Source organism: Paenochrobactrum gallinarii (assembly GCF_014205685.1).
Classification (GTDB): Bacteria; Pseudomonadota; Alphaproteobacteria; order Rhizobiales; family Rhizobiaceae; genus Paenochrobactrum; species Paenochrobactrum gallinarii.
The window spans coordinates 81,409-102,693 of sequence record NZ_JACIIU010000007.1 but is presented as its reverse complement, the minus strand read 5'-3'; the positions used below and the strand labels follow the sequence as shown (position 1 = coordinate 102,693).

At 50.7% G+C, this 21,285-nt stretch carries 18 protein-coding genes, 1 other RNA gene, 1 pseudogene and 1 riboswitch; of the genes and pseudogenes, 10 read left to right on the top strand and 10 right to left on the bottom strand.

From position 1 onward, the window contains the following. Positions 1-56: 56 nt before the first annotated feature. The gene (locus FHS77_RS09175; RefSeq protein ID WP_184222585.1) at positions 57-977 is read right to left on the bottom strand and encodes a polyprenyl synthetase family protein; all 921 of its coding nucleotides are present in this window, start codon (positions 975-977) and stop codon (positions 57-59) included. A gap of 185 nt (positions 978-1,162) precedes the next feature. Here FHS77_RS09175 and mtgA point away from each other — a divergent pair, with 185 nt between their 5' ends. Both mtgA and rpmF read left to right on the top strand, forming a co-directional pair. Then, positions 1,163-1,891 (top strand): monofunctional biosynthetic peptidoglycan transglycosylase, encoded by a 729-nt coding sequence (gene mtgA / locus FHS77_RS09170; protein ID WP_184222583.1) that lies wholly within the window; start codon positions 1,163-1,165, stop codon positions 1,889-1,891. A gap of 242 nt (positions 1,892-2,133) precedes the next feature. Then, positions 2,134-2,316, top strand: a complete 183-nt coding sequence (rpmF, locus tag FHS77_RS09165; RefSeq protein ID WP_184222581.1) for a 50S ribosomal protein L32 — start codon at positions 2,134-2,136, stop codon at positions 2,314-2,316. Between the two features lie 274 nt (positions 2,317-2,590). On the opposite strand, the gene FHS77_RS09160 is transcribed toward rpmF, so the two are convergent. Continuing rightward, entirely contained in the window at positions 2,591-3,022 is a 432-nt protein-coding gene (locus FHS77_RS09160) for a GlcG/HbpS family heme-binding protein (RefSeq protein ID WP_184222579.1), read from the bottom strand. Positions 3,023-3,279: 257 nt separating this feature from the next. Between FHS77_RS09160 and FHS77_RS09155 the strand changes: the two genes are divergently transcribed. From FHS77_RS09155 to FHS77_RS09135, 5 genes and pseudogenes are all read left to right on the top strand, one after another. Beyond that, positions 3,280-4,458 (top strand): acetyl-CoA C-acetyltransferase, encoded by a 1,179-nt coding sequence (locus FHS77_RS09155; RefSeq protein ID WP_184222651.1) that lies wholly within the window; start codon positions 3,280-3,282, stop codon positions 4,456-4,458. 618 nt (positions 4,459-5,076) lie between these two features. Then, a pseudogene (locus FHS77_RS09150) lies at positions 5,077-7,885 on the top strand (helicase-related protein); the annotation flags it as partial. Positions 7,886-8,132: 247 nt separating this feature from the next. Beyond that, positions 8,133-8,525 carry an RNA-binding S4 domain-containing protein gene (locus FHS77_RS09145; protein WP_184222575.1) on the top strand — a complete coding sequence of 131 codons (393 nt, stop codon included), beginning with the start codon at positions 8,133-8,135 and terminating at the stop codon, positions 8,523-8,525. Positions 8,526-8,761: 236 nt separating this feature from the next. Next, the gene (gene fdxA / locus FHS77_RS09140; RefSeq protein WP_184222573.1) at positions 8,762-9,100 is read left to right on the top strand and encodes a ferredoxin FdxA; all 339 of its coding nucleotides are present in this window, start codon (positions 8,762-8,764) and stop codon (positions 9,098-9,100) included. A gap of 384 nt (positions 9,101-9,484) precedes the next feature. Further along, entirely contained in the window at positions 9,485-10,054 is a 570-nt protein-coding gene (locus tag FHS77_RS09135) for a CarD family transcriptional regulator (protein WP_184222571.1), read from the top strand. Between the two features lie 71 nt (positions 10,055-10,125). Here the strand turns inward: FHS77_RS09135 and cdlP are convergent, their stop codons facing one another. The 4 genes from cdlP to thiB all read right to left on the bottom strand — a co-directional run bounded on the left by cdlP (position 10,126) and on the right by thiB (position 15,316). After that, the gene (gene cdlP, locus FHS77_RS09130) at positions 10,126-11,583 is read right to left on the bottom strand and encodes a cell division protease CdlP (RefSeq protein WP_184222650.1); all 1,458 of its coding nucleotides are present in this window, start codon (positions 11,581-11,583) and stop codon (positions 10,126-10,128) included. A gap of 343 nt (positions 11,584-11,926) precedes the next feature. Then, positions 11,927-12,640, bottom strand: coding sequence for a thiamine ABC transporter ATP-binding protein (gene thiQ, locus FHS77_RS09125; RefSeq protein ID WP_184222569.1), 714 nt, complete (start codon positions 12,638-12,640; stop codon positions 11,927-11,929). Further along, the gene (gene thiP / locus FHS77_RS09120; protein ID WP_343060984.1) at positions 12,640-14,295 is read right to left on the bottom strand and encodes a thiamine/thiamine pyrophosphate ABC transporter permease; all 1,656 of its coding nucleotides are present in this window, start codon (positions 14,293-14,295) and stop codon (positions 12,640-12,642) included. The genes thiQ and thiP overlap by 1 nt, the downstream gene beginning before the upstream one ends. Positions 14,296-14,311: 16 nt before the next feature. Beyond that, positions 14,312-15,316, bottom strand: a complete 1,005-nt coding sequence (thiB, locus tag FHS77_RS09115; protein WP_184222567.1) for a thiamine ABC transporter substrate binding subunit — start codon at positions 15,314-15,316, stop codon at positions 14,312-14,314. A 45-nt stretch (positions 15,317-15,361) separates the two neighbouring features. After that, positions 15,362-15,474, bottom strand: a riboswitch (TPP riboswitch). An 85-nt stretch (positions 15,475-15,559) separates the two neighbouring features. Here thiB and FHS77_RS09110 point away from each other — a divergent pair. The 3 genes from FHS77_RS09110 to FHS77_RS09100 all read left to right on the top strand — a co-directional run bounded on the left by FHS77_RS09110 (position 15,560) and on the right by FHS77_RS09100 (position 18,603). Then, positions 15,560-16,189, top strand: coding sequence for a thiamine diphosphokinase (locus FHS77_RS09110; protein WP_184222565.1), 630 nt, complete (start codon positions 15,560-15,562; stop codon positions 16,187-16,189). Positions 16,190-16,307: 118 nt separating this feature from the next. Continuing rightward, on the top strand, positions 16,308-16,592 hold the full coding sequence (locus tag FHS77_RS09105) for a YMGG-like glycine zipper-containing protein (RefSeq protein ID WP_184222563.1): 285 nt from the start codon (positions 16,308-16,310) through the stop codon (positions 16,590-16,592). 190 nt (positions 16,593-16,782) lie between these two features. Continuing rightward, positions 16,783-18,603 carry an ABC-F family ATP-binding cassette domain-containing protein gene (locus FHS77_RS09100; protein WP_184222562.1) on the top strand — a complete coding sequence of 607 codons (1,821 nt, stop codon included), beginning with the start codon at positions 16,783-16,785 and terminating at the stop codon, positions 18,601-18,603. An 83-nt stretch (positions 18,604-18,686) separates the two neighbouring features. Here FHS77_RS09100 and FHS77_RS09095 read toward each other — a convergent pair whose 3' ends face one another. The 4 genes from FHS77_RS09095 to ssrS all read right to left on the bottom strand — a co-directional run bounded on the left by FHS77_RS09095 (position 18,687) and on the right by ssrS (position 21,243). After that, positions 18,687-19,439 (bottom strand): TerC family protein, encoded by a 753-nt coding sequence (locus FHS77_RS09095; RefSeq protein ID WP_184222560.1) that lies wholly within the window; start codon positions 19,437-19,439, stop codon positions 18,687-18,689. Between the two features lie 180 nt (positions 19,440-19,619). After that, a complete protein-coding gene (locus tag FHS77_RS09090) occupies positions 19,620-20,444 on the bottom strand; it encodes a TIGR00282 family metallophosphoesterase (RefSeq protein WP_184222558.1) in 825 nt (274 codons plus the stop codon). Between the two features lie 21 nt (positions 20,445-20,465). Beyond that, entirely contained in the window at positions 20,466-21,041 is a 576-nt protein-coding gene (locus FHS77_RS09085) for a 5-formyltetrahydrofolate cyclo-ligase (RefSeq protein WP_343060983.1), read from the bottom strand. A gap of 43 nt (positions 21,042-21,084) precedes the next feature. Then, positions 21,085-21,243, bottom strand: a non-coding RNA gene (ssrS, locus tag FHS77_RS09080) — 6S RNA. Positions 21,244-21,285: the final 42 nt, after the last annotated feature.

Genomic DNA, 21,285 nt, shown 5'->3' with positions numbered 1-21,285 from the left:
ACAAAGGCCGGTGTCTGATTATCAAACACCGGCCTTTTTATTGGGTTGAAATTATTTCAGCTCTCGCGATTGGCGATGAAATGCGCAGCTTGCTTCAAAATTTCGGCCTTGTCGCCAAAAGGGGACAGCAGTTCTTCAGCCTGCGCTACCAAGCCAGCCAACTGGTTGCGTGTCCAGTGAATGCCATGAAGCGCCACTAATGTGGCTTTACCGGCGGCAGCATCTTTGCCTGCGGCTTTGCCAAGATGCGCTGCATCCGAAGTTACATCCAGAAGATCATCAGCCAGCTGGAAAGCAAGGCCGATTGCTGAGCCAAACTCTGCCAGACGCTCACGTTCTTCGCGCGTTGCACCGCCAATAATGGCTCCGCTTTCGCAGGCAAAACGAATGAGCGCGCCGGTTTTCATCGCTTGCAAAGTGATGATGCCAGTTTCATCCGGATTTTGTTCTTCTGCCATTAAATCAAGGGCTTGGCCGCCTGCCATGCCGCCAGGGCCTGCAGCACGGGCAAGGCTTAACACCAGCTCCAGTCTGGTTGCGGCGTCAAGATCGGTTTCGTCACTGGCAATAATGTCAAAAGCATAAGTCAGCAGGCTGTCGCCGGCCAGAATAGCGGCAGCTTCATCAAAGGCTTTATGCAGTGTCGGCTGGCCGCGGCGCAGATCATCATCGTCCATGGCCGGCAGGTCATCATGCACAAGTGAATAGCAATGGATGCTTTCAAGCGCTGCGGCAACGCGCAATGCGGCTTCTTCATTCGCACCAAAAAGCGCGGCGGTTTCCATCACTAAAAACGGGCGCAGACGTTTGCCGCCATTTAAAACGCCATAGCGCATGGCTGCCATCAGCCGTTCCGGACGGGCAATTTCGCCCGCTCTTAACCGCTCATCCAGCAATTTTTGCAGGATGGTTTCAACCTGCATGGCACGGGTTGCAAGAGCGGTGGTGAAATGAGGTGCAAGACTGTTCTTATCCATGACGGAAGCGTTTACCAGACTATAGGAGGGGGTCAACTATGAGAGCTTGAAGATTGTATGAAACCAGCATCATAAATTTGCCATGATAAACCTTGTTTAACATTTGTTAACTTTCCGGCAAGCGGGTTCATTCTGTTAATTAAATAGTCTATGGCTTATCGAACAAGAAGAACAGGCTGAGTTTAGTGGAAAAAGACTTTAATCAAAACAAGGATGACGGTGATGACACCGCTAAGCCTGCCGGCAAAGGTCGCTTGCGTCTTGTTTTCAAGATTGGTCTGTTTTTACTGATATTACCGATTCTGTTGCTGGGCATTTATAAAGTGCCGTTTGTGCATCCGGTTTCCACATTAATGCTCAAAGATCAGTTGCTGTTACAGACAATTGAACGGCAATGGATCGATATTGATAATATTTCTCCTCATCTGGTCAATGCTGTGATGATGTCGGAGGATGGCCAGTTTTGCAGCCATAGCGGTGTGGACTGGCATCAGATGTCGCTGGTGGTGAAAGATGCGGTGAATGGCGAACCGGCGCGTGGCGCCTCTACCATCACCATGCAGACGGCAAAGAATCTCTTTCTGTGGAATGGCCGCTCTTATTTCAGAAAAGCACTGGAGCTGCCGTTGTCGATGGCAACGGATATAGTGCTTTCTAAAAAGCGTGTGATGGAAATTTATCTGAATATTGCTGAATGGGGGCCGGGAATTTACGGTGTGGAGGCTGCCTCACAGCATTATTTTAAGCGCTCGGCATCAAAGCTGACCTTGCAGCAAGCCTCTCTTTTGGCTGTTACTTTGCCTAACCCTGCGGTGCGTAATCCAACCAAGCCCAGCCGCGGCATGGTAAGAACCGCCAATATTGTACAGAATCGGGCAAAAAAAGCAGGGCCTTACGTTACCTGTGTACGCTGACATTTGTTCAGCTCAGATTGTGCTGTCTGCGCTGATAAGTTTAATTGACCTTTCAGAAATGCTGTGTAGAAGCACTTATAAGCAATAGTTAGAACAGTGATGATGCAAAAAAATGCGAATTTGACTGGTCAAACGCTGCCAAAACGTGTATAGGCTCGTCACTTTCCGGAATCTTGTCCGATGTGACAGGCTCCTTTGGGGCCGGGCCGGACTATTATTGACCGATCATTGGAGCAGAATCCATGGCTGTACCTAAACGAAAAACTTCCCCGTCGAAGCGCGGTATGCGTCGTTCGGCTGATGCCCTGAAGGCGCCTACCTATGTTGAAGACAAAAACTCAGGTGAACTGCGCCGTCCGCATCATATCGATCTGAAGAGCGGTATGTATCGTGGCCGTCAGGTTATCACACCGAAGGAAGCTTAAGCTTCTTCAATAATCTGCGCTTTACGCTCAGAATATTGTTTGTGAATTAAAAACGCCGTGCGAATTTCGCGCGGTGTTTTTATTTGTTTTTAAGCTTGCTTATCAACAGGCACATAAAAAAGCCTCCGTGTGGTTTCCCGCACGGAGGCTTTTTATTGTTAGTGATGCTGATTAGAGCGCCGTGTGCCAGACTTGGCACGTAAAGGTCGCTCTAGCACTTTAAAATTAGAGCGTAATTTTACCTTAAACTGATCCGAGTTGAAGGAATTATGCTCTAGTTCGCAACAGCGGTGAAGCCTGCAGCTTCAATACCGGCAATTGCTGCCAGCTCGTCATTGTCTGATGTGTCACCGGTGATGCCGACAGCACCGAGAATTTCGTTCTCAGCATTTTTGATCAGCACGCCACCTGGAACAGCAACGATTTTGCCGCCGGAAACATTGGAAAGGCCTTCGAGGAAATGCGGGCGGTCTTTAGCCTGATCGTTCAGCCAACGTGAACCTTTGCCCACAGCCAATGCGCCGTAAGCTTTGCCGGAAGCAATGGCGAAGCGTAAGTTTGATGAGCCGTCCTGACGCTGAAACGCGGTCACATAGCCGCCTGCATCCAGTACAACAACTGAAAGTGGCTGCATGCCAGCTTCTTTAGCGCGTTCCAATGCACCGTTGATCATCTGGTTGGCTTTGGCGAGGGTAAGTTTCGACATGAAAAACTCCTGTGATTTTCTGTCACCAATCTAACGGCCCTGGCGGGACATTGCACGAGATAAGCTTTGATTTGCGGGAAAAACACTTAATCTAAAGCGTGAAGGATCAGCGCGGATGCAAGGCTTAGCTGTTTGATCGAAAGGTGGTTGCGTCTGTTTTGTTGTTTATCGGCTCTTTTGTGATTACTGTATGGGCAAGAATATAAATTGCGGCGCTAAAAGCCAGCAAACCGGGAGCTTGAGATCTGATGTCAGCCATGAATGATGTGATTGTGATTGCCAGTGCGGCTCGCACACCTGTGGGTAGTTTCAATGGTGCTTTTGCCAATGTACCGGCACATGAACTGGGAGCCGCTGCGATTGCCGCAGCTTTGCAGCGGGCAGGTGTTGCGCCTGAAGATGTTGATGAAGTGGTGTTTGGACAGGTTTTAACCGCTGGTGAGGGGCAAAATCCGGCGCGCCAAGCCGCCAAACTTGCTGGCTGCCCGAATGAAACTACCGCTTTCAGTCTCAATCAGCTTTGTGGTTCGGGGCTTCGTGCCGTTGCGGTTGGTATGCAACAGATTTTAACCGGTGATGCTGACATCGTTGTGGCTGGCGGTCAGGAATCCATGTCGATGGCTCCGCATTGCGCACATTTGCGCAGCGGTGTGAAGATGGGCGATTTCAAAATGGTCGATACCATGATGCTCGATGGTCTGACCGATGCTTTTTTTGGCTATCCGATGGGCATCACGGCTGAAAATATTGCCACCCAATGGCAGTTGAGCCGCGAGGAACAGGATCAGTTTGCGGTTGATTCTCAAAATAAAGCCGAAGACGCGCAAAAATCCGGTCGCTTTAAAGACGAGATCGTGCCGGTGGTGGTGAAAACCCGCAAAGCTGAGATCATAGTGAGCGAAGATGAATATATCCGTCATGGCGCCACACTGGAAACACTGGCCAAGCTGCGACCTGCTTTTGACAAGGCAGGAACGGTCACAGCAGGGAATTCCTCCGGCATCAATGATGGTGCTGCGGCTGTCGTGCTGATGCGGGCGGCTGAGGCGGAAAAGCGTCAGGTGAAACCATTGGCGCGAATCGTTTCTTGGGCAACGGCTGGTGTTGATCCATCAATTATGGGCACAGGGCCTATCCCTGCCTCGCAGAAAGCCTTGCAAAAGGCTGGCTGGACAGTGGATGATCTTGATCTGGTGGAAGCTAATGAAGCTTTTGCCGCCCAATCCTGTGCCGTGGTGCGTGATTTGAAACTTGATCCGGCGATTGTGAATGTTAACGGCGGGGCGATTGCCATCGGTCATCCGATTGGCGCTTCAGGCGCAAGGGTGCTGATAACTTTGCTCTATGCCATGCAGCAGCGCAATTTAAAGCGCGGCCTTGCAACTTTGTGCATCGGCGGCGGTATGGGGGTTGCGCTTTGCGTTGAACGCGACTGAGTATTTAAAAAAGAAAAAGCGCTCAAAGGTTAACAAAAAGCGGTCAAACTGCTCATCATGACAGAGTTTATTGCAGCTCTGTCATTTTATTTAGTGCCTCTTTGCGTGAGCGATCACCAGATAGAGTGTGAACAAAGGGCGAATAGTGATTCAATGTCGATTCGTCGCCGATTCGTTCCGCCTTTGAGCCAAAGCTTAACAAGATCCCGAAAAATCAATGTTTTTGCCATGACAGGCTACCTCCAGAAACTGAATTTATTCAGCGCCTATTAGTCAGAAATATTATTCCTGCTTTTCTTGTTCCAAAAGTTAACGGGGCAGTGTGTTTACGGCTTGTTTTTTGCGCGCTGGATTGAAGCTGTTTCACGCTATAGTAGCGGTCGGGTTGTGCCTTACTATATGTAGCCGTGAACAAAAAGAGAAAGCTTATGGGTCGGCGATTCGTCGCCGATTCGTTCGAGAGTCGTTCCATTCGTTAAAATTGCCATTGTAATCAGCAAAACGCACGCTATTGTGCGCTTGTCATTTATTTATAGCGGTATTCCAGTGACGGGGAATCAGTGCTATCGCTGACAACCAGATTTAAGACGATATACTGAGGCCTTAACCGCTAACCTTATGAACCATCAACCAACCCAAGATATGCCTTTAGTGCTGAGTGGCCGCAATGTGACGGCTGTGCTGGGGCCGACTAATACCGGTAAAACGCATTTGGCGATCGAGCGTATGCTGGCGCATAGCAGCGGTATGATTGGTTTGCCGCTGCGTTTGCTGGCGCGTGAGGTTTACACGCGGGTGGTCGAGCGGGTAGGGGCGGCTAATGTTTCGCTGATTACCGGCGAAGAAAAAATCATTCCGCCTGGTGCACGTTATTCTGTTTGCACGGTTGAGGCTTTGCCACGCCACACTAATGTTGCCTTTGTGGCCATTGATGAAGTTCAGTTGGCCGGCGATCTGACCCGGGGCCATATTTTCACAGACCGTATTTTGCACTTACGCGGCCGTGATGAAACATTGCTGCTGGGTGCTGCTACCATGCGCACCATTTTGGAAAAGATGCTGCGCGGCATTAATGTTATCACCCGTCCGCGCTTGTCACATCTGGCCTATGCCGGTTCGAAAAAAATCACCCGTTTGCCGCGTCGCTCGGCCATTGTCGCTTTTGCAGCCGACGAGGTTTATGCGATTGCCGAATTAATCCGCCGCCAGCGCGGTGGAGCTGCGGTGGTGATGGGGGCCTTGAGCCCGCGTACCCGCAATGCCCAAGTTGAGCTTTATCAGTCGGGCGATGTCGACTTTCTGGTCGCGACTGATGCAATCGGCATGGGGCTTAATCTCGATGTCGATCATGTGGCGTTTGCGCAGAACAAGAAATTTGACGGTTATCAGTTCCGTGATCTGACTCCGTCGGAAATCGGGCAGATTGCCGGTCGTGCCGGTCGTCATTTGCGTGATGGTACATTTGGCGTGACGGGACAGGTTGATCCGTTCGACAATGAAATGGTGGAGCGGATCGAATCACATAATTTCGATCCCGTGAAACTGATGCAATGGCGCACAGCCAAGTTCGACTTTTCGTCGATCAACGCTTTGCGCAATTCTTTGGACAAACCTGCACCAATTGAAGGACTTGTCCGTGCATTACCGGCAGTCGATGCGCAAGCATTGGACCATCTGTCGCGTGATGAAGAAATTAGCCGGTTGGCAACGACACCAAAACGTATAGAAATGTTATGGGATTGTTGTGCTCTGCCGGATTACCGCAAGATCGCGCCGGCACAGCATGCTGAAATTATTGCGTCGATCTATCAGGATCTCGTACGCCGGGGGAGCGTCGATGAAGATTATATGAGCGAACAATTGCGCCGTGCGGATAATGTTGATGGTGAAATCGACACTATTTCGCATAGAGTGGCGCAGATAAGAACCTGGACTTTTGTGTCGCATCGGCCGGGATGGCTGGCAGATCCGACACACTGGCAGGAAAAGACGCGCGAAATTGAGGACAGATTGTCCGACGCGCTCCATGAGAGGTTGACGAAACGCTTTGTAGACCGCAGGACAAGCGTGCTTATGAGGCGCCTGAGAGAGAATGCCATGCTTGAAGCTGAAATCAGCCCGTCCGGCGATGTGATTGTTGAAGGTCATAACGTCGGGCATTTGGAAGGATTCCGTTTCACTGCCGATACGCAAGCCGAAGGTTCGGATGCGAAGGCAGTGAGAACGGCTGCACAAAAGGCGCTTGCCGCCGAGTTTGAAAAGCGCAGCGAGCGATTTGCCGCCGCGCCGAACGGTGATTTTGCACTGGGATCAGACGGTGTGCTGCGTTATGTCGGTGCGGCTATTGCCACACTGGTAGCCGGTGAAGATGTGATGAAACCTCGTGCAGTCCTGTTGGCTGACGAGCAATTGACCGGTCCGGCCCGCGATAAGGTCGCAGCCCGTATCGATCGCTTTGTTGCACATCATATTGAAACCGTGCTGAAGCCATTGACCGATCTGGCAAGCGCAGATGCGCTGACCGGCATGACCCGTGGTCTTGCTTTCCAGCTCGTTGAAAATTTAGGCATTTTGCAACGTCGTGATGTGATTGAAGAAGTACGCGGTCTGGATCAGGATTCACGTGCAGCTCTGCGTCGTCTTGGCGTGCGCTTTGGTGCCTATCACGTCTTTATGCCAGCTTTGCTGAAGCCGGCACCGGCAGGTCTCATCACCTTGCTGTGGAGCCTGCAAAACGATGGCCGCGAGAAAAACGGTTACGGCGAAGTCGTCAATGTGATGGCCGCTGGTCGTACATCGGCTGTCGTTGACCCTGAATTTGATCCGGTTTTCTACCGTCTGGCCGGCTACCGCGTCCTTGGCCGCCGTGCCGTACGTATCGACATTCTGGAGCGTTTGGCGGATCTGATCCGTCCGGCTTTGGCATGGCGTCCGGGTATTGGCGAGCGCCCTGAAGGTGCTTATGATGGCAGCAAGTTCTTAGTCACAGCGGCTATGATGTCCATTTTGGGCGCAACTGCTGATGATATGGAAGAAATTCTGAAAAGCCTTGGCTATCGCCATGAAGCATCCACGGATGTGGATGTTGCAGCTAAATTTGCGGAACTCGACGCATTTGCAGCCAAAGCTGCAGAGAGCGCCAAGCCACAAGTGCCAGATGCAGAGCCGGTTCCGGCACCTGTTGCAGTTGAAGCTGAGGCTGAAGCTGCTGTTGAAGCACCGGAAACATCTGCTGAAGTTGTTGCGGAAGAGGCTAAGCCTGTTCTTCTGTGGCGTCAGGGTCGTTTTGAAAACCGCAACCGTACTGATAACCGTGGTCATCAGCGTGGTGGTGCCCGTCAGAACAATCAGCGCGGTGGCGCTGAAGCTGCTGGTCGTCAAGAAAATGCTGAAGGCGAAAAAGGCGAGCGTCGCAATTTCCGTGGAAATAAGCGTAAGCCTTCAGGCGATAATGCAGCCAAGAATCATGCTGGTGAAGGTGAAAACCGCAAGCATCACCGTGATGATCAGCGCAAATCCGGCGCGCCTCATAAGGGCGGCCCGAAACGCGGTGGTCAGAACAACAAGCATGAAGGCAATCAGCGTTTTGAACGTCAGGAACGTGTTGTGAAGCTTGATCCTGATTCGCCATTTGCAAAATTGGCGGCGCTGAAGGAACAACTGAAGAAATAATCATGAGCGTAGCAGCAGAAAAGCAGCGGATCGACAAATGGCTGTTTTTTGCGCGGGTGGTGAAATCAAGATCGCTGGCGGCAAAGCTTGCCGCCGGTGGTCATGTCAGGGTCAATGGACAAAAGATTGATCAGGCCTCCTATGGCGTAAAGCTTGGTGATGATCTGACCATCACGCTAGAGCGTAAAATTCTGATCTATAAAGTTTTATTGTTGGGTGAGAGGCGAGGGCCAGCTGTGGAAGCACAATTGCTTTATCAGGATAACTCCCCCGCAATGCCTGCCAAAGATGATCTGACCAATATTAAATCAGGCTTGAGAGATGCCGGCTCCGGTCGCCCGACCAAGCGCGAGCGCCGTTTGACGGATAAATTGCGCCAGGTTTTTTCTGATTGAATATCGGGCACTGCTGATTAACAGATTGATGATGATTACAGTGTAATGAGATTTTTACAGTTTCTGCTGCCTTGAGATGAAAATTCTAAGAGTGCGGTAAAAACTGCAATCCGTGTGCCATTTGACCTCTGCCCTGCGGTGAACCGTCACTGGTGCGTGTTTCTAGGCTTGTCATACGGCTTCAAAATCGTTACCTGACTGCTCAACGAATGCCTTTTCTGACTGGAGTTTGACTTATGACCTACGTTGTCACTGACAATTGTATCCGTTGTAAATATACGGATTGTGTAGAGGTCTGTCCTGTTGATTGCTTTTACGAAGGTGAAAATATGCTCGTCATTAATCCTGACGAGTGTATCGACTGTGGTGTTTGCGAGCCTGAATGTCCGGCTGAGGCGATCAGCCCTGACACTGAACCGGGGCTGGACAAGTGGCTGGAACTGAACACGGAATATTCTGCAAAATGGCCGAATATTACTGTGAAGAAGGACGAACTGCCGGAAGCCAAAGAAATGGACGGCGTTGCCAATAAGCTGGAACAGTTTTTCTCAGCTGAGCCGGGCTCAGGCGATTAATTTATAAAACCATCAGATTTGTAGATAGCTGGCTGAAGGAAACTTGCTTCGGCCAGCATGATTTTGGCAAATTCTTGCTTCTATATGTATTTTATGGTAGAGTGCCGCCAAAATGTCGGTCTCTGGACGTTAAGTCGCTACGTTTATGCGCTAATCTTTGATAGGATAAATACATTTACCGGATAAAATGACCCGGAGCGGTTAATCATGCTGATTGCAAACTGCTCATCATTAAGCCGGTCGATGAATTATGCTTAGCAGTGATTTTCAGAAAGTAAACTGACAATTTTATGCCTGCAAGTGCTTTTTTTAAAGCACGGGCTAAAAAGAATATCGCGTGTTAACCGGCGGAAGCGCCGGGCACAACAGGGAGTATGGAAGCGTATGTCATCCCAGCAGAAGAAGTCCCCAGCTCGTCAGGGTTTCAAGACCGGTGAATCGATTGTTTATCCCTCTCATGGTGTCGGCCAGATCGTAGCCATTGAAGAACAAGAAGTTGCCGGCCACAAGTTAGAACTTTTTGTGATCGATTTCGAAAAAGATAAAATGCGCCTTAAGGTTCCTGTAGCCAAGGCTCTGACTATCGGTATGCGCAAGCTTTCGGAAACTGATTATGTCGAACGTGCCTTGAAAGTTGTTCAGGGTCGTGCGCGTATCAAACGCACTATGTGGTCACGTCGTGCGCAGGAATATGATGCAAAGATCAATTCCGGCGATCTGATTTTCATCTCGGAAGTTGTTCGTGACCTTTTCCGCGCTGATAACCAGCCGGAACAGTCTTATTCAGAGCGTCAGCTTTATGAAGCAGCGCTTGACCGTATGGCTCGTGAAATCGCAGCCGTTAATAAAATGTCGGAAACGGAAGCAGTTCGTCTGATTGAAGTTAATCTGGCGAAAGGTCCTAAGCGCGGCGCCAAAGGCGAAGCTGAAGACGAAGAAGTTGAAGCAGCATAATTTTAATGCCTGTTCATTTAAAAAAGCCCGGTTTTTACCGGGCTTTTTTGTATTCGTATAAAAGGTCTTACCTACTCTGAAATCAGTTTGACGCGGTCACCGGCAGATACGGTTGCGCCGATCGGCAGAGCATTGATCAGGCGGAAAATATCAAGCTTCCTGTCAGTGCCATACATGCGTTCAGCCAGACTTGCGACAGTTTCGCCGGCTCTGACTGTAACCACGCGGATGCGTAGTGGCTTGATCGCGTTTTTCTGCGCCGCTGTGAGCATTTTGAAAGATTGGGTGATGCTTTGCGAAGCTGGCATCAAAGCATTGCTGCCGCGCGGTGCTGCGGTCAGGAAGCGGTAAACCTTATCACCGGCTCCGATGACCACAATATCAAACTGCCAGCGGTCGGCACTGGCGCGTGCGGTGGCGGCTGGCAGACCGTTGATGGTGATCGGGCGGATGGAGCTCTCATCCAGCCCTGTGACCCAACCCGAAGAGATATAATCGGTCAGTTTCATGCCGGATGGCAAATTGCCACCGTCAAAGCGGATGGCCACTTCGCCCGGCCCGCTTGCCATAACGGCGGTGGCGGAATTGTCGATGCTGAAACCGGCAGGCGCTGTAAAGGTCAGGCCAAGTTTCGGATGGATGAAGACCCGTTCCCGTACATAGCCTTCGCTTGGTGTGTCGCCATAAAGCAGGCCATCAATACCATTAAGGAAGGAATCCCGGTCTGTCGTGCCGACACCCGGTGCACCAATGCGGCGCGCATGTCCCATAGCGAGTTCAATACGCTGCGGCGTGGCCGGATGGCTGGCGAGGAAGTCAAGGCTGGCATCGGTCGCTCCTGAAATGGAGCGGAAGCTTGAATATGCCTCCATCGATTGCAGAAAGCGCGGCGAAGCAAACGGATCATAGCCTGCTTCACCGATCATGCGAATGCCGATCGAATCTGCCTGTAATTCCTGATTGCGCGAGAATTGGGCAAGTTTGAGCTTGCCACGAATGAGTGCTTCACGCCCTGCCGCTTCATTGTGCAACACTTCGGTGGCGACACGGCTGGCTATGGCTGTTTCGGCCTCTTTTTCCTGACGCAAAATGCCGTGATTGGCGGTAACATGACCCATCTCATGGGCAATCACCGCTGCTACTTCGGAGGAGTCGTTAGCAAGCGCCAGCAGGCCGCGTGTCACATATAAATAGCCGCCCGGCAATGCGAAGGCATTAATGTTCGGGCTATCCAGAATAGTGATGCGATAGGTCTGATCCGGCTTGTCGGAAACGGTTGTCAGTTTACCGACAATTTTGGCGACCATACGCTCTAGCTTGGCATCTTTATATTCGCCGCCATAAGTGGCGAGAATCCGCGGATGCTGCTGTGCGCCAAGCTGTGCCAAACGGTCATTGCGGCTGACATTAGCAACGGTTACCGGATTGTCGGAGGGGCGTAAACTGTCCGGATCGCTAAAATCCAGCGTCTGGCAGGCACTCAGGAAAGACAGACCTGCCAACCCTAAAACAGTCAAAACTTTACGCATACCGCGATTATTGATCGCAGTGCCGACAAGACCATTTTTTGAGAGGCTCAATGTTGCATCATCGGATGATTTTGAGCGGAGGGGGCGGAGAGGTTTTATTGTATTCCTCGCTTTGATACCGGAGCGGTTTTATGCGCTTATTGTAAAGTTGTAAGGAAAACGCTTCTGACTGACTTAAGTTGCATGAATATTGTTTTTTCTATGTCATCATATGCAAGCAAGCCGCTTGAAGCGAATAATCGGTTGCCAATTTAATTATTTAACAGTCAAGTGTCCAGTGTGCTTAGGCTAACCATCTCATTAATATTTCGTCAGAATAAGGCACATCAAAGTTCGATAAGCCTCAATCTTGCTGCTGATTGCCCATATAGTGCTGCAAGGCTTGCGGACCGGTGTCAGAGAGCAGTTCTTCTGCTTCACCGGTTGCACTGATTTGCCCGTTTTCAATGAAGATCAGCCATGTTTTTAAACGCAGGGCATCTTCCGGCGTGTGCGTTACCATTAAAACGCTCATGGCATTTTCTTGTTGCAGCGCATCAATCAGGTCAAGCATCTGATGGCGAAGAGCCGGCCCCAATGAGGCAAAGGCTTCATCCAGTAACAAAACCGGTTTTTGGCGCACAAGTGCGCGCGCTATGGCGACACGCTGGCGCTCACCGCCGGACAGAGCTTCAGGCTTGCGATGTTCTTTGCCATTTAAGCCGACGCGCGCAATGGCGCTCATGATTGCCTGATGATCGGCGGCGTTAAGCTTCAGATTGGGGGAGCGGCCAAGGCCGACATTTTGCGTCACATCCAGATGGGCAAAGAGATTATTATCCTGAAATACCATCGAAACAGGGCGCGCGGATGGTGACAGATCAGTCATATCCTGACCGCCAATGATCACTTTGCCGCTCAGCGGCTGTTCAAAACCGGCAATAATGTTGAGCAAAGTGGATTTGCCCGAACCGCTGGGGCCGATAATGGATGTGATGCGGTTTGCAGGCAGCTCTGTGTCAAAGCGCATCTGCATTTCACCATAGTTGAACAACACATCATCAATGACAATCGACATTAACCGGCTTTCTTACAGGGGCAGGGCTGATAGGGGCGGGATTTGGCGGCACGGTCAGCAATCATCATCAGCAACAGGCATAAGCCACCTAAAATAAGCGCAAGACCAGCCGCATCAAGGGTGCGATAGCTACCCATCCGTTGCAACAATAAATAGGGCAGAGTTGTGAGTGCGTCACTGCCAAAAAGTGCAATTGTGCCCAGATCACCCAGAGATAAAGCAAAGGCAAAGGCAAAAGCAATAATAGCAGGCTGACGCATCACCGGCCAGTCAATGAGGCGTAAACGGTTGATGCCTGAAATGCCCAGTTGTGCGCATAATTGATTGTGATTGGCGGCGGCATTGTCCCATGCGGGGCGAATGAGACGCACAGCAAAAGGCATGGCCATGGCCGCATTGACGGTGATGACCATCATACTGGCAAAGGAAAAGGGATTGCCGAAATTGCGCAACAGAATAAACCAGCCTGCGCCTAAAATAATCGGCGGTACCACCAGGATCAGGCCGGAGCCGGTTTCAAGCGCATTTTGATAGAAGCGCGTTAACGGGCGTGGTTTGATGTTGATTGTTTGGCTTGCGCTATATTCCCGAGCAATCACCAATGCGAAAGAGAGGCCGACTGACAGGCAGGCTGATGACGCACCAAGCCACAGGCTGGTGAAGATTGCATTCCATACTGCAGCCTCACTGAGCAGCCGTGTAAAATCGGCCATAAATGATGATGCCACAATGCCGATCACCGGACTGGCGACAAAAAATAAACCGAGGAGAATGATTGCATAATTCGTCAGACGCTCTGTTTTTTTCGCATGATCATAGCGCTTGGTGGTGATTTGCAGCGAAAATCCTTCTTCGCTGGGACGGCCAAAAAAACGTAGTAAGGCCAGCACTGAGAGCGTCAAAACAAGCTGCATCAGCGTAAGGGCTACAGCGCGGGTCAGATCAAAGTCAAAATGCAATGCCTGATAGATCGCTACTTCCAGCGTGGTGGCACGCGGGCCGCCGCCAAGGGTTAGAACGGTAGTGAAGGAGGTAATGCAGAGCATGAAAATCAAACCGGCAATGCCGGATAGATTACGTCGTATCACCGGCCATTCAATCAGGCGGAACCGCGCAAAATTGCCCATGCCCAATTGCGCGGATAGTTTCCAGTAATCAGCCGGAATGGTTTCCAGATTGGCTAAAATAAGCCGTACGGCCAGCGGCATGTTGAAAAACACATGCGCCAGCAAAATACCGGTAAGGCCGTATATATTGGGCACAAAGGAACTGCCGCTCAAATTGAAAAGACAGGCAATCAGGCCGTTGCGGCCATAAATGGCTGTAATGCCTAAAATGGCCACTAGTGAAGGCAGCACCAAGGGCAGCGTAAAGAGCCGCAAAATAAATGCGCGGCCATAAAACTCATGCGATGCATGTAAAGCGCGCGCTAAGGGAATGGCGACTGCCACCGATAACAGGCTGGAAAGCAAGGCCTGCAACAGTGTGAAGCGGGTGATGCGCCAGACATAGGTATCAAAATTGGCAAAGAGCGAGCTCTCGCCAAAGGATTGCCATCCGAGCGAAAAAAGTGCGCCGCCTGCCAGTAGCCCCAAGAAGGCGAGAGCAATGCTCCCGCTGAGAGGTTTGATGAATGAAGATCTCAAGTGGCGCACTTAAAAATTTCCGCTTTTACTTGCTGGAAGCACTCAGCCATTCGTCGATCCACTCTTTACGATTGGCGGCGACATCTTCGGATGAGATTTGCAAGGTTTTTGCAGGTTTTACCAAAGCATCAAAGGCCGGATCAAGCGGCTTGGATGTTTTGGCTACAGGGAACATCCAGTTGGTTTCCGGAATGGCATCCTGAAAGCCAGGCTCCAGCATGAAAGCTAAAAACTGTTTGGCGAGCGGGTTTTTCTCACCTGTTTTGGTCATGCCCGCCACTTCCACCTGCAAATAATGGCCTTCTTCAAAAGCAAGTGCCTGATAGCGGTTGGTCTTGTCGGCAATCACATGATAGGCGGGCGAGGTTGTGTAAGAAAGCACCATCGGTGCTTCGCCTTTGGTGAACAAGCCATAAGCTTCAGACCAGCCGGGTGTGACGGTGAGAATGCGTTTTTGCAGCTGTTCCCATTTATCGGCTGCTTGATCACCGTAAACCGCCTTCATCCAGAGCAACATGCCAAGGCCAGGTGTGGAAGTACGCGGGTCTTGCAGTACGATTTTTTGTGACGCATCGCCTTCAATCAGCTCTTTCAGGCTTTGAGGCGGATTTTTCATTTTCTCACTGTCATAGACAACAGCAAAATAGCTGTAATCATAGGGGACGAAAACATCATCCTTAAAACCGCCCGGTACTTCGACTTGGCCAAGATCGACGCCACTTGGGGCAAAGAGGCCGGATTTATGGGCATCAGCAATGAGGTTATTGTCGAGGCCGAGCACGATGTCAGCTTCGGTTTTAGCGCCTTCCAGCTTCATACGGTTAAGCAGTGCCACACCATCAGCAGCTGCTACGAATTTAACCTCGCAATCACAGACCGCTTCAAAGTTTTCTTTAACAACAGGTCCCGGCCCCCATTTGGCGGTGAAGCTGTCATAAGTGTAAATGGTAAGCGTATCTTTTGCCTGAGCTACATGAGCCATGCTCAGCATGATGACTGCGGACGAGGCGAGTAAAGATAATAGCCGCATAATGCGTCTCCTTAAGTTATCAGGTTCAAAAGGATTATGCGTCGGATATGGACAGCATCTAATCCCTCCGCCGGTACAAACCGGATCAGGTTCGGCGGGTTGGCCGGAGTTGCGGCCTCTCAGCCTGATGAAAACATCAGGCACCCCGTTAGAGCAGCTTTATATTAAGCATTTCCGAGGCTTATCGCAAGCCATCCTTAAAGGAGCTTTTCGGGGCGGGGCACGCATGTTATGAGCAGTTTTATGAGCACATTTGTCATTCTTCTCGGTGGTGACTTAACCGTCACGGATCGCTTGCGCGCCCAAGTCAAGGGCGCACGTTTTTTAGCCGCAGACGGCGGGATGCGCCATGCGCTGAGTTTAGGTGTCGTGCCGGAATTATGGCTGGGTGACTTTGATTCAACCGATCCTGATCTGCTGGAAAAATTCACAGCAGTGCCGCGCGAGACGTTTCCAGTTGCTAAAGATATGACCGATGGCGAATTGGCGCTCAATAAAGCCTATCAACTAGGCGCAAAACGGGTGATTCTATGTGGTGCTTTTGGTGGAGAGCGTACCGATCACACACTTTTACACCTGACCATGGCAACCAGACACGCGATCCTCGGGCGACAGATTTTACTATCCAGTGGTTTTGAAGAAGCATATCCGCTGGTGCCGGGTGAATTCCATTATAATCTGCCAGAAGCTTCTGTTTTCAGTATTTTAAGCTTTTCACAGCTTGAAGGGCTGACAATTGAGCAAGCAGAGTGGCCATTGGATAAAATAACGCTGCCTTTAGGCTCATCTTTGACAGTTTCTAATGTTGTTCGTGGAACGCTTTATGTTTCTCTGCGTTTAGGCCATGCAATACTTATCGCAAAACCGTCATGAAAAGACTTGACGAACAACGGTTAATATAATGTAAGCTAATAATAGCAGGACTACCTGCAAGCGCCGAATTGGGGACGCAAGGTCGGTGGTTTTCAACGTATAAAGGGAGATTTCTTCCATGAAATCACGTCTTACTATGATTGCAGTCGCAGGATTGCTCGCATTCTCAACCGCTGCTTGCACAACCAATGAGCAGCGTACAGCTGGCTATGGTGTTGGCGGTGCAGCTCTTGGTGCATTGGCTGGTGGTGCAATTGGCGGCAATGGCCGTGGCGCGCTTACCGGTGCTGCTATTGGTGCGGTTGCAGGTACATTGCTGGGTGCATCCACAACCCGCAATGGCGTACAATATTGCAAATACCGCGATCCATATGGCCGCGTTTACGAAGCACCTTGCCAATAATAACAGAACCAAAGCGGTTCATTTATTTGCAAGCCAAGCTTGAAAAGATTAGAAACAGGTCGGATTTTCCGGCCTGTTTTTTTGTGCGCTGAAAAGACGTCATTTGACAGAAAGCTCTTTCTCGACGACAAGCAGTGCAAATTGACCTTTGATTTTGAAAAAATCACCTGAAAAGAAGTAATCATTATCCATGGCACCACCACCACTTCTTCGCCTCGACCAGATTAAACTGACATTTGGCGGTACACCGCTGCTTGAAGATGCTGGCTTGTCGGTCAGTGAAGGTGAGCGCATTGCGCTGGTCGGTCGTAATGGTTCGGGTAAATCCACGCTTTTGAAAATCGCAGCCGGTATGGTTGAGCCAACCAATGGCGAAGTTTTTAAACATCCCGGCGCAACCGTGCGCTATCTGGCGCAGTCGCCTGATATGGATGGCTTTGCAAATGTGCGCGCCTATGTGGAAGCTGGCTTGGGGCCGATTGATGATCCGCATCGTGTCACCTATCTGCTTGAGCATCTGGGGCTGACGGGCGAAGAAACACCGCAGCAATTATCGGGTGGTGAAGCGCGCCGTGCAGCATTGGCACGGGTGATTGCCCCGCAGCCTGATGTCTTGCTTTTAGACGAGCCTACCAACCATCTTGATCTCAATACGATTGAATGGCTGGAAGATGAGCTGCGCCAGATCCGCTCGGCGATTGTGCTGATCTCCCATGACCGTCGTTTTTTGGAGAATGTCAGCCGCTCAACCATTTGGCTGGATCGTGGTGTGACCCGCCGCATCGAGCAAGGTTTTGCCCATTTTGAAGAATGGCGCGATAAGGTGCTGGAAGAAGAAGAGCGCGACCTGCACAAGCTTGGCCGTCAGATTGTGCGTGAAGAGCATTGGCTGCGCTATGGTGTGACCGCGCGTCGTAAGCGTAATATGCGCCGACTTGGTGAGTTGCATTCGATGCGTGCTGAGTTTCGCAATCATCGCAAAGCGCAAGGCACAGCCGTGCTGGCAGCAAGTGACAGTAAAGAATCCGGCAAGCTGGTGATTGAAGCCAAAGGCTTGAACAAAGCCTATGGCGAACGCGTGCTGGTGAAAGATTTCTCCATCCGTGTGCAACGCGGTGATCGCATTGGTTTGGTTGGGCCAAATGGTGCCGGTAAAACAACATTGCTTTCGATGCTGACAGGACAATTGGCGCCGGATTCAGGCACATTGCGCCTGGGCGTTAATCTGGAGATGGCTGAGCTTGATCAGAAGCGTGAAAGCCTTAATCTGGATGATACGCTGGCGCATTACCTGACTGATGGTCGTGGTGAAAGCCTGATCGTCAATGGTGAGCAGCGCCATGTGGTCTCATATATGAAAGACTTTCTGTTCCAGCCTGAACAGGCACGCACGCCGATCCGTGAGCTTTCCGGCGGTGAGCGCGCGCGCTTGATGCTGGCGCGGGTTCTCTCCCGTCCGGCCAATCTGCTCATCCTCGATGAACCGACCAACGATCTGGATATGGAAACGCTTGATCTGTTGCAGGAGCTGGTTTCAGCCTTCAATGGCACAGTTATTCTGGTCAGCCATGATCGTGATTTTCTCGATCGCACCGTTTCATCGGTGATTGCGCCGGAAGGTGACGGGCGTTGGCTGGAATATGCCGGTGGCTATGCCGATATGATGGCGCAGCGTAAAGAGCAGGCGATTGCCAAACGTCAGGTGGCAAAGGCTGCCAGCGCTGCGGCTGGCAATGATGGCACAGCGGCTCAGGCGCCAAAGCGTGATGAAAAGCGCAAGCTTTCTTACAAGCAAAAATTTGCGCTCGAAACATTGCCGGGCAAGATTGACGCTTTGTCCAAAGAGATCGATGTGCTGGAAGCCAAAATGGCTGACCCGCAGCTTTATGCGAAAAACCCAGATCTTTTTGCCAAGGTAGCCGCCGAACTGGAGAAAAAGCGCAGTGAAAGCGATGCTTTTGAAGAAGAATGGCTGGAGCTGGAAATGCTGCGCGAAGAGATTGAAGGCTGACACTGAAGCCTGGAAATCTTGGAAGCCTGGAAATCCTGATATTAAAAAAGGCCGCTCGTCAGAGCGGCCTTTTTTATTGAATGTTAATGCCCGCCTGACTGTTTACGTCTGTTGCGCGCCAGCATATTGAGCATTTCCACCAAAGCGGAGAAGCCCATTGCGGCATAGATATAGCCTTTCGGTACGTGATAGCCGAAACCGTCAGCAATCAAGGTCATGCCGATCATCAGCAAGAAGCCCAGCGCCAGCATGACGATTGTCGGATTGGCAGCAATAAACTTTGACAGCGGATCAGCGGCCAGCATCATCACTGTGACAGCGGCCAGAACTGCAATCACCATAATGGCGATTTCATCGGTCATGCCGACTGCGGTGATGATCGAGTCTACCGAGAATACCAGATCAAGCAACAGGATTTGCACAATGGCGGCACCCATTGTCATGGTGACAGCACCGGAAACGGATGCGTCTTTTTGTGCTTCAGGGTCGACAGTATGGTGAATTTCTTTGGTTGCTTTCCACACAAGGAAGAGACCGCCCACCACCAGAATAATATCACGCCATGAGAATCCGTTGCCGAAAATTTCAAAGACCGGCTCGGTCATCTGAACAATAATGGAAATGGTGAACAACAAGAGCAGGCGTAAAATCAGCGCAGCAGCAATACCAATACGGCGCGCTTTTGATTGCAGCTCTTGCGGCAATTTATTGGTGAGAATGGAGATGAAAATAAGGTTGTCGATACCAAGTACAACCTCCATCACCACCAGGGTGACCAGTGCTGCCAAGCCTGTCGGGCTGGACAAGAAGGAAAAATGTTCCGCGATAAAGTCCATTAATGTTTTCTCTCTGGTTTCCAGAGCAATTTTAACGGAAAAGAATAACTTCCGTCATGAACTGCGTCGGAAAAGAATAATAAATTTCAGATGCAGAAAAACTGCCTGATATGTTGATAACACCAGACAGTAACCCCTAATGCAAAAAGTAGGGATGCTTTTTTAAAATTACAAGCGGTTTTAAGCCCAAAAAGATGGGATTGTTTGCTGTAAATGCGCGCCGATGCGCAATGGCTCTATTTTTTCGGCCAAACCAGTGCGGTCGGAAATTTCAATGCCGACACCGCAAATAGTGGCGGGCCCCGAAGCCACTTCAAAGCGACCCTTTGGCACTTTGGATAAGAAACGGTTGAGCGGTTCTTCCTTATCCATACCAAGGGATGAATCATAATCGCCGCACATGCCAGCATCGGACATATAGGCAGTGCCGTTACGCAGGATTTGATAATCAGCGGTTGGCACATGGGTGTGGGTGCCGACAACCGCACTGGCGCGACCATCCACAAAATGGCCGAAACATTGTTTTTCGCTGGTGGCCTCGGCGTGAAAATCAAAGAAAACCACATCTGCCTGTTCGCCAAGCGGACAAGCTTCGAGAATTTTTTCTGCGGCTAAAAACGGATCGTCCAGATCGGGATGCATGAAAACACGTCCCATAATATTGGAGACGAGTACGCGTGCACCGTTTTTAGCCATATAGACACCGGAGCCGTGACCGGCTGTGCCCTTAGGAAAATTGGCTGGACGCAGGAACTGTTGTTCGCGGCGCGAAAACTCCAATGCTTCGCGCTGATCCCAAACGTGGTTACCAGTGGTAACTACGTCTGCGCCTGCGCGGATCGTATCATTGAAGATTTCTTCCGTTATACCAAAACCGCCAGCAGCATTCTCGCCGTTGACGATAACGAAATCCAGTTTCAGGTCAGAAACCAGGCCCGGCAGCTTTTCATAAACAGCCGTGCGTCCTGTCCGACCCACCATGTCACCCAAAAATAGCAATCTCATGTGATGTCTTTAATAACGTGTTTAGAAAAAACGCAAGCCATTCTCGGTCACGATTTTCTCAAGAGGTACATCATGTTGCTCATCGGGCACGGATGGGAGTTCCTGACAGCTAAAGGCGAAGCCGATAAGTTCAGGAAAATGACCTTGATTATGAAGATTTGAGATATAGCGGTCATAATAGCCCGCGCCATAGCCAAGCCGGTGGCCGCTTTTGTCAAAACCGGCAAGCGGCATCAGCATGACATCAGGGCGTAAGGTGGGTGCGGTTTGATCGGGTGCCATGGTGCCGAACCCGCAAGGAACAAGTGCCTGATCTTCTTGCCAGAACCGGAAACAAATTTGAGTTTTATTTAGAATGACTGGTAAGCAGATTAATGCGCCTCGCTCACGGAACATATTCAGGACAGGGCGCGGGTCGATCTCGGACCGGATTGGCCAGAAGCCGGAAACGACCTGGCCGCTTTGAATGTTCAGATCATCCGCATAGTTTTCAGCAATTGTGCGGGCAGCTTTGTCCCTGAAATCCGGCGTTAGCGCATCGCGTTTGGCTAAAACCGCATTGCGCAAGATTTGTTTTTCAGTGAGGGAGCTTGGCACACTATACATCCGTTGACAGATGGAACCGGCTAAAAGAATAAAGTGGCGACCGCAACGACCGATGGAAGTGTTTGATCCCGGGTGCCTACAAAGTAGGTGGGCGCCATATGCGAAGACCCACGAGCCTTCACAGGGACAGCTCCCTAAGAGATCAGTAAGGCCCCGGGGATGCTGTTACCCCTGTCGCGAAGCGCAGTACGCCGAAAACGAATATAATCTTTCAGATGAAAAATTACCAGTGCCC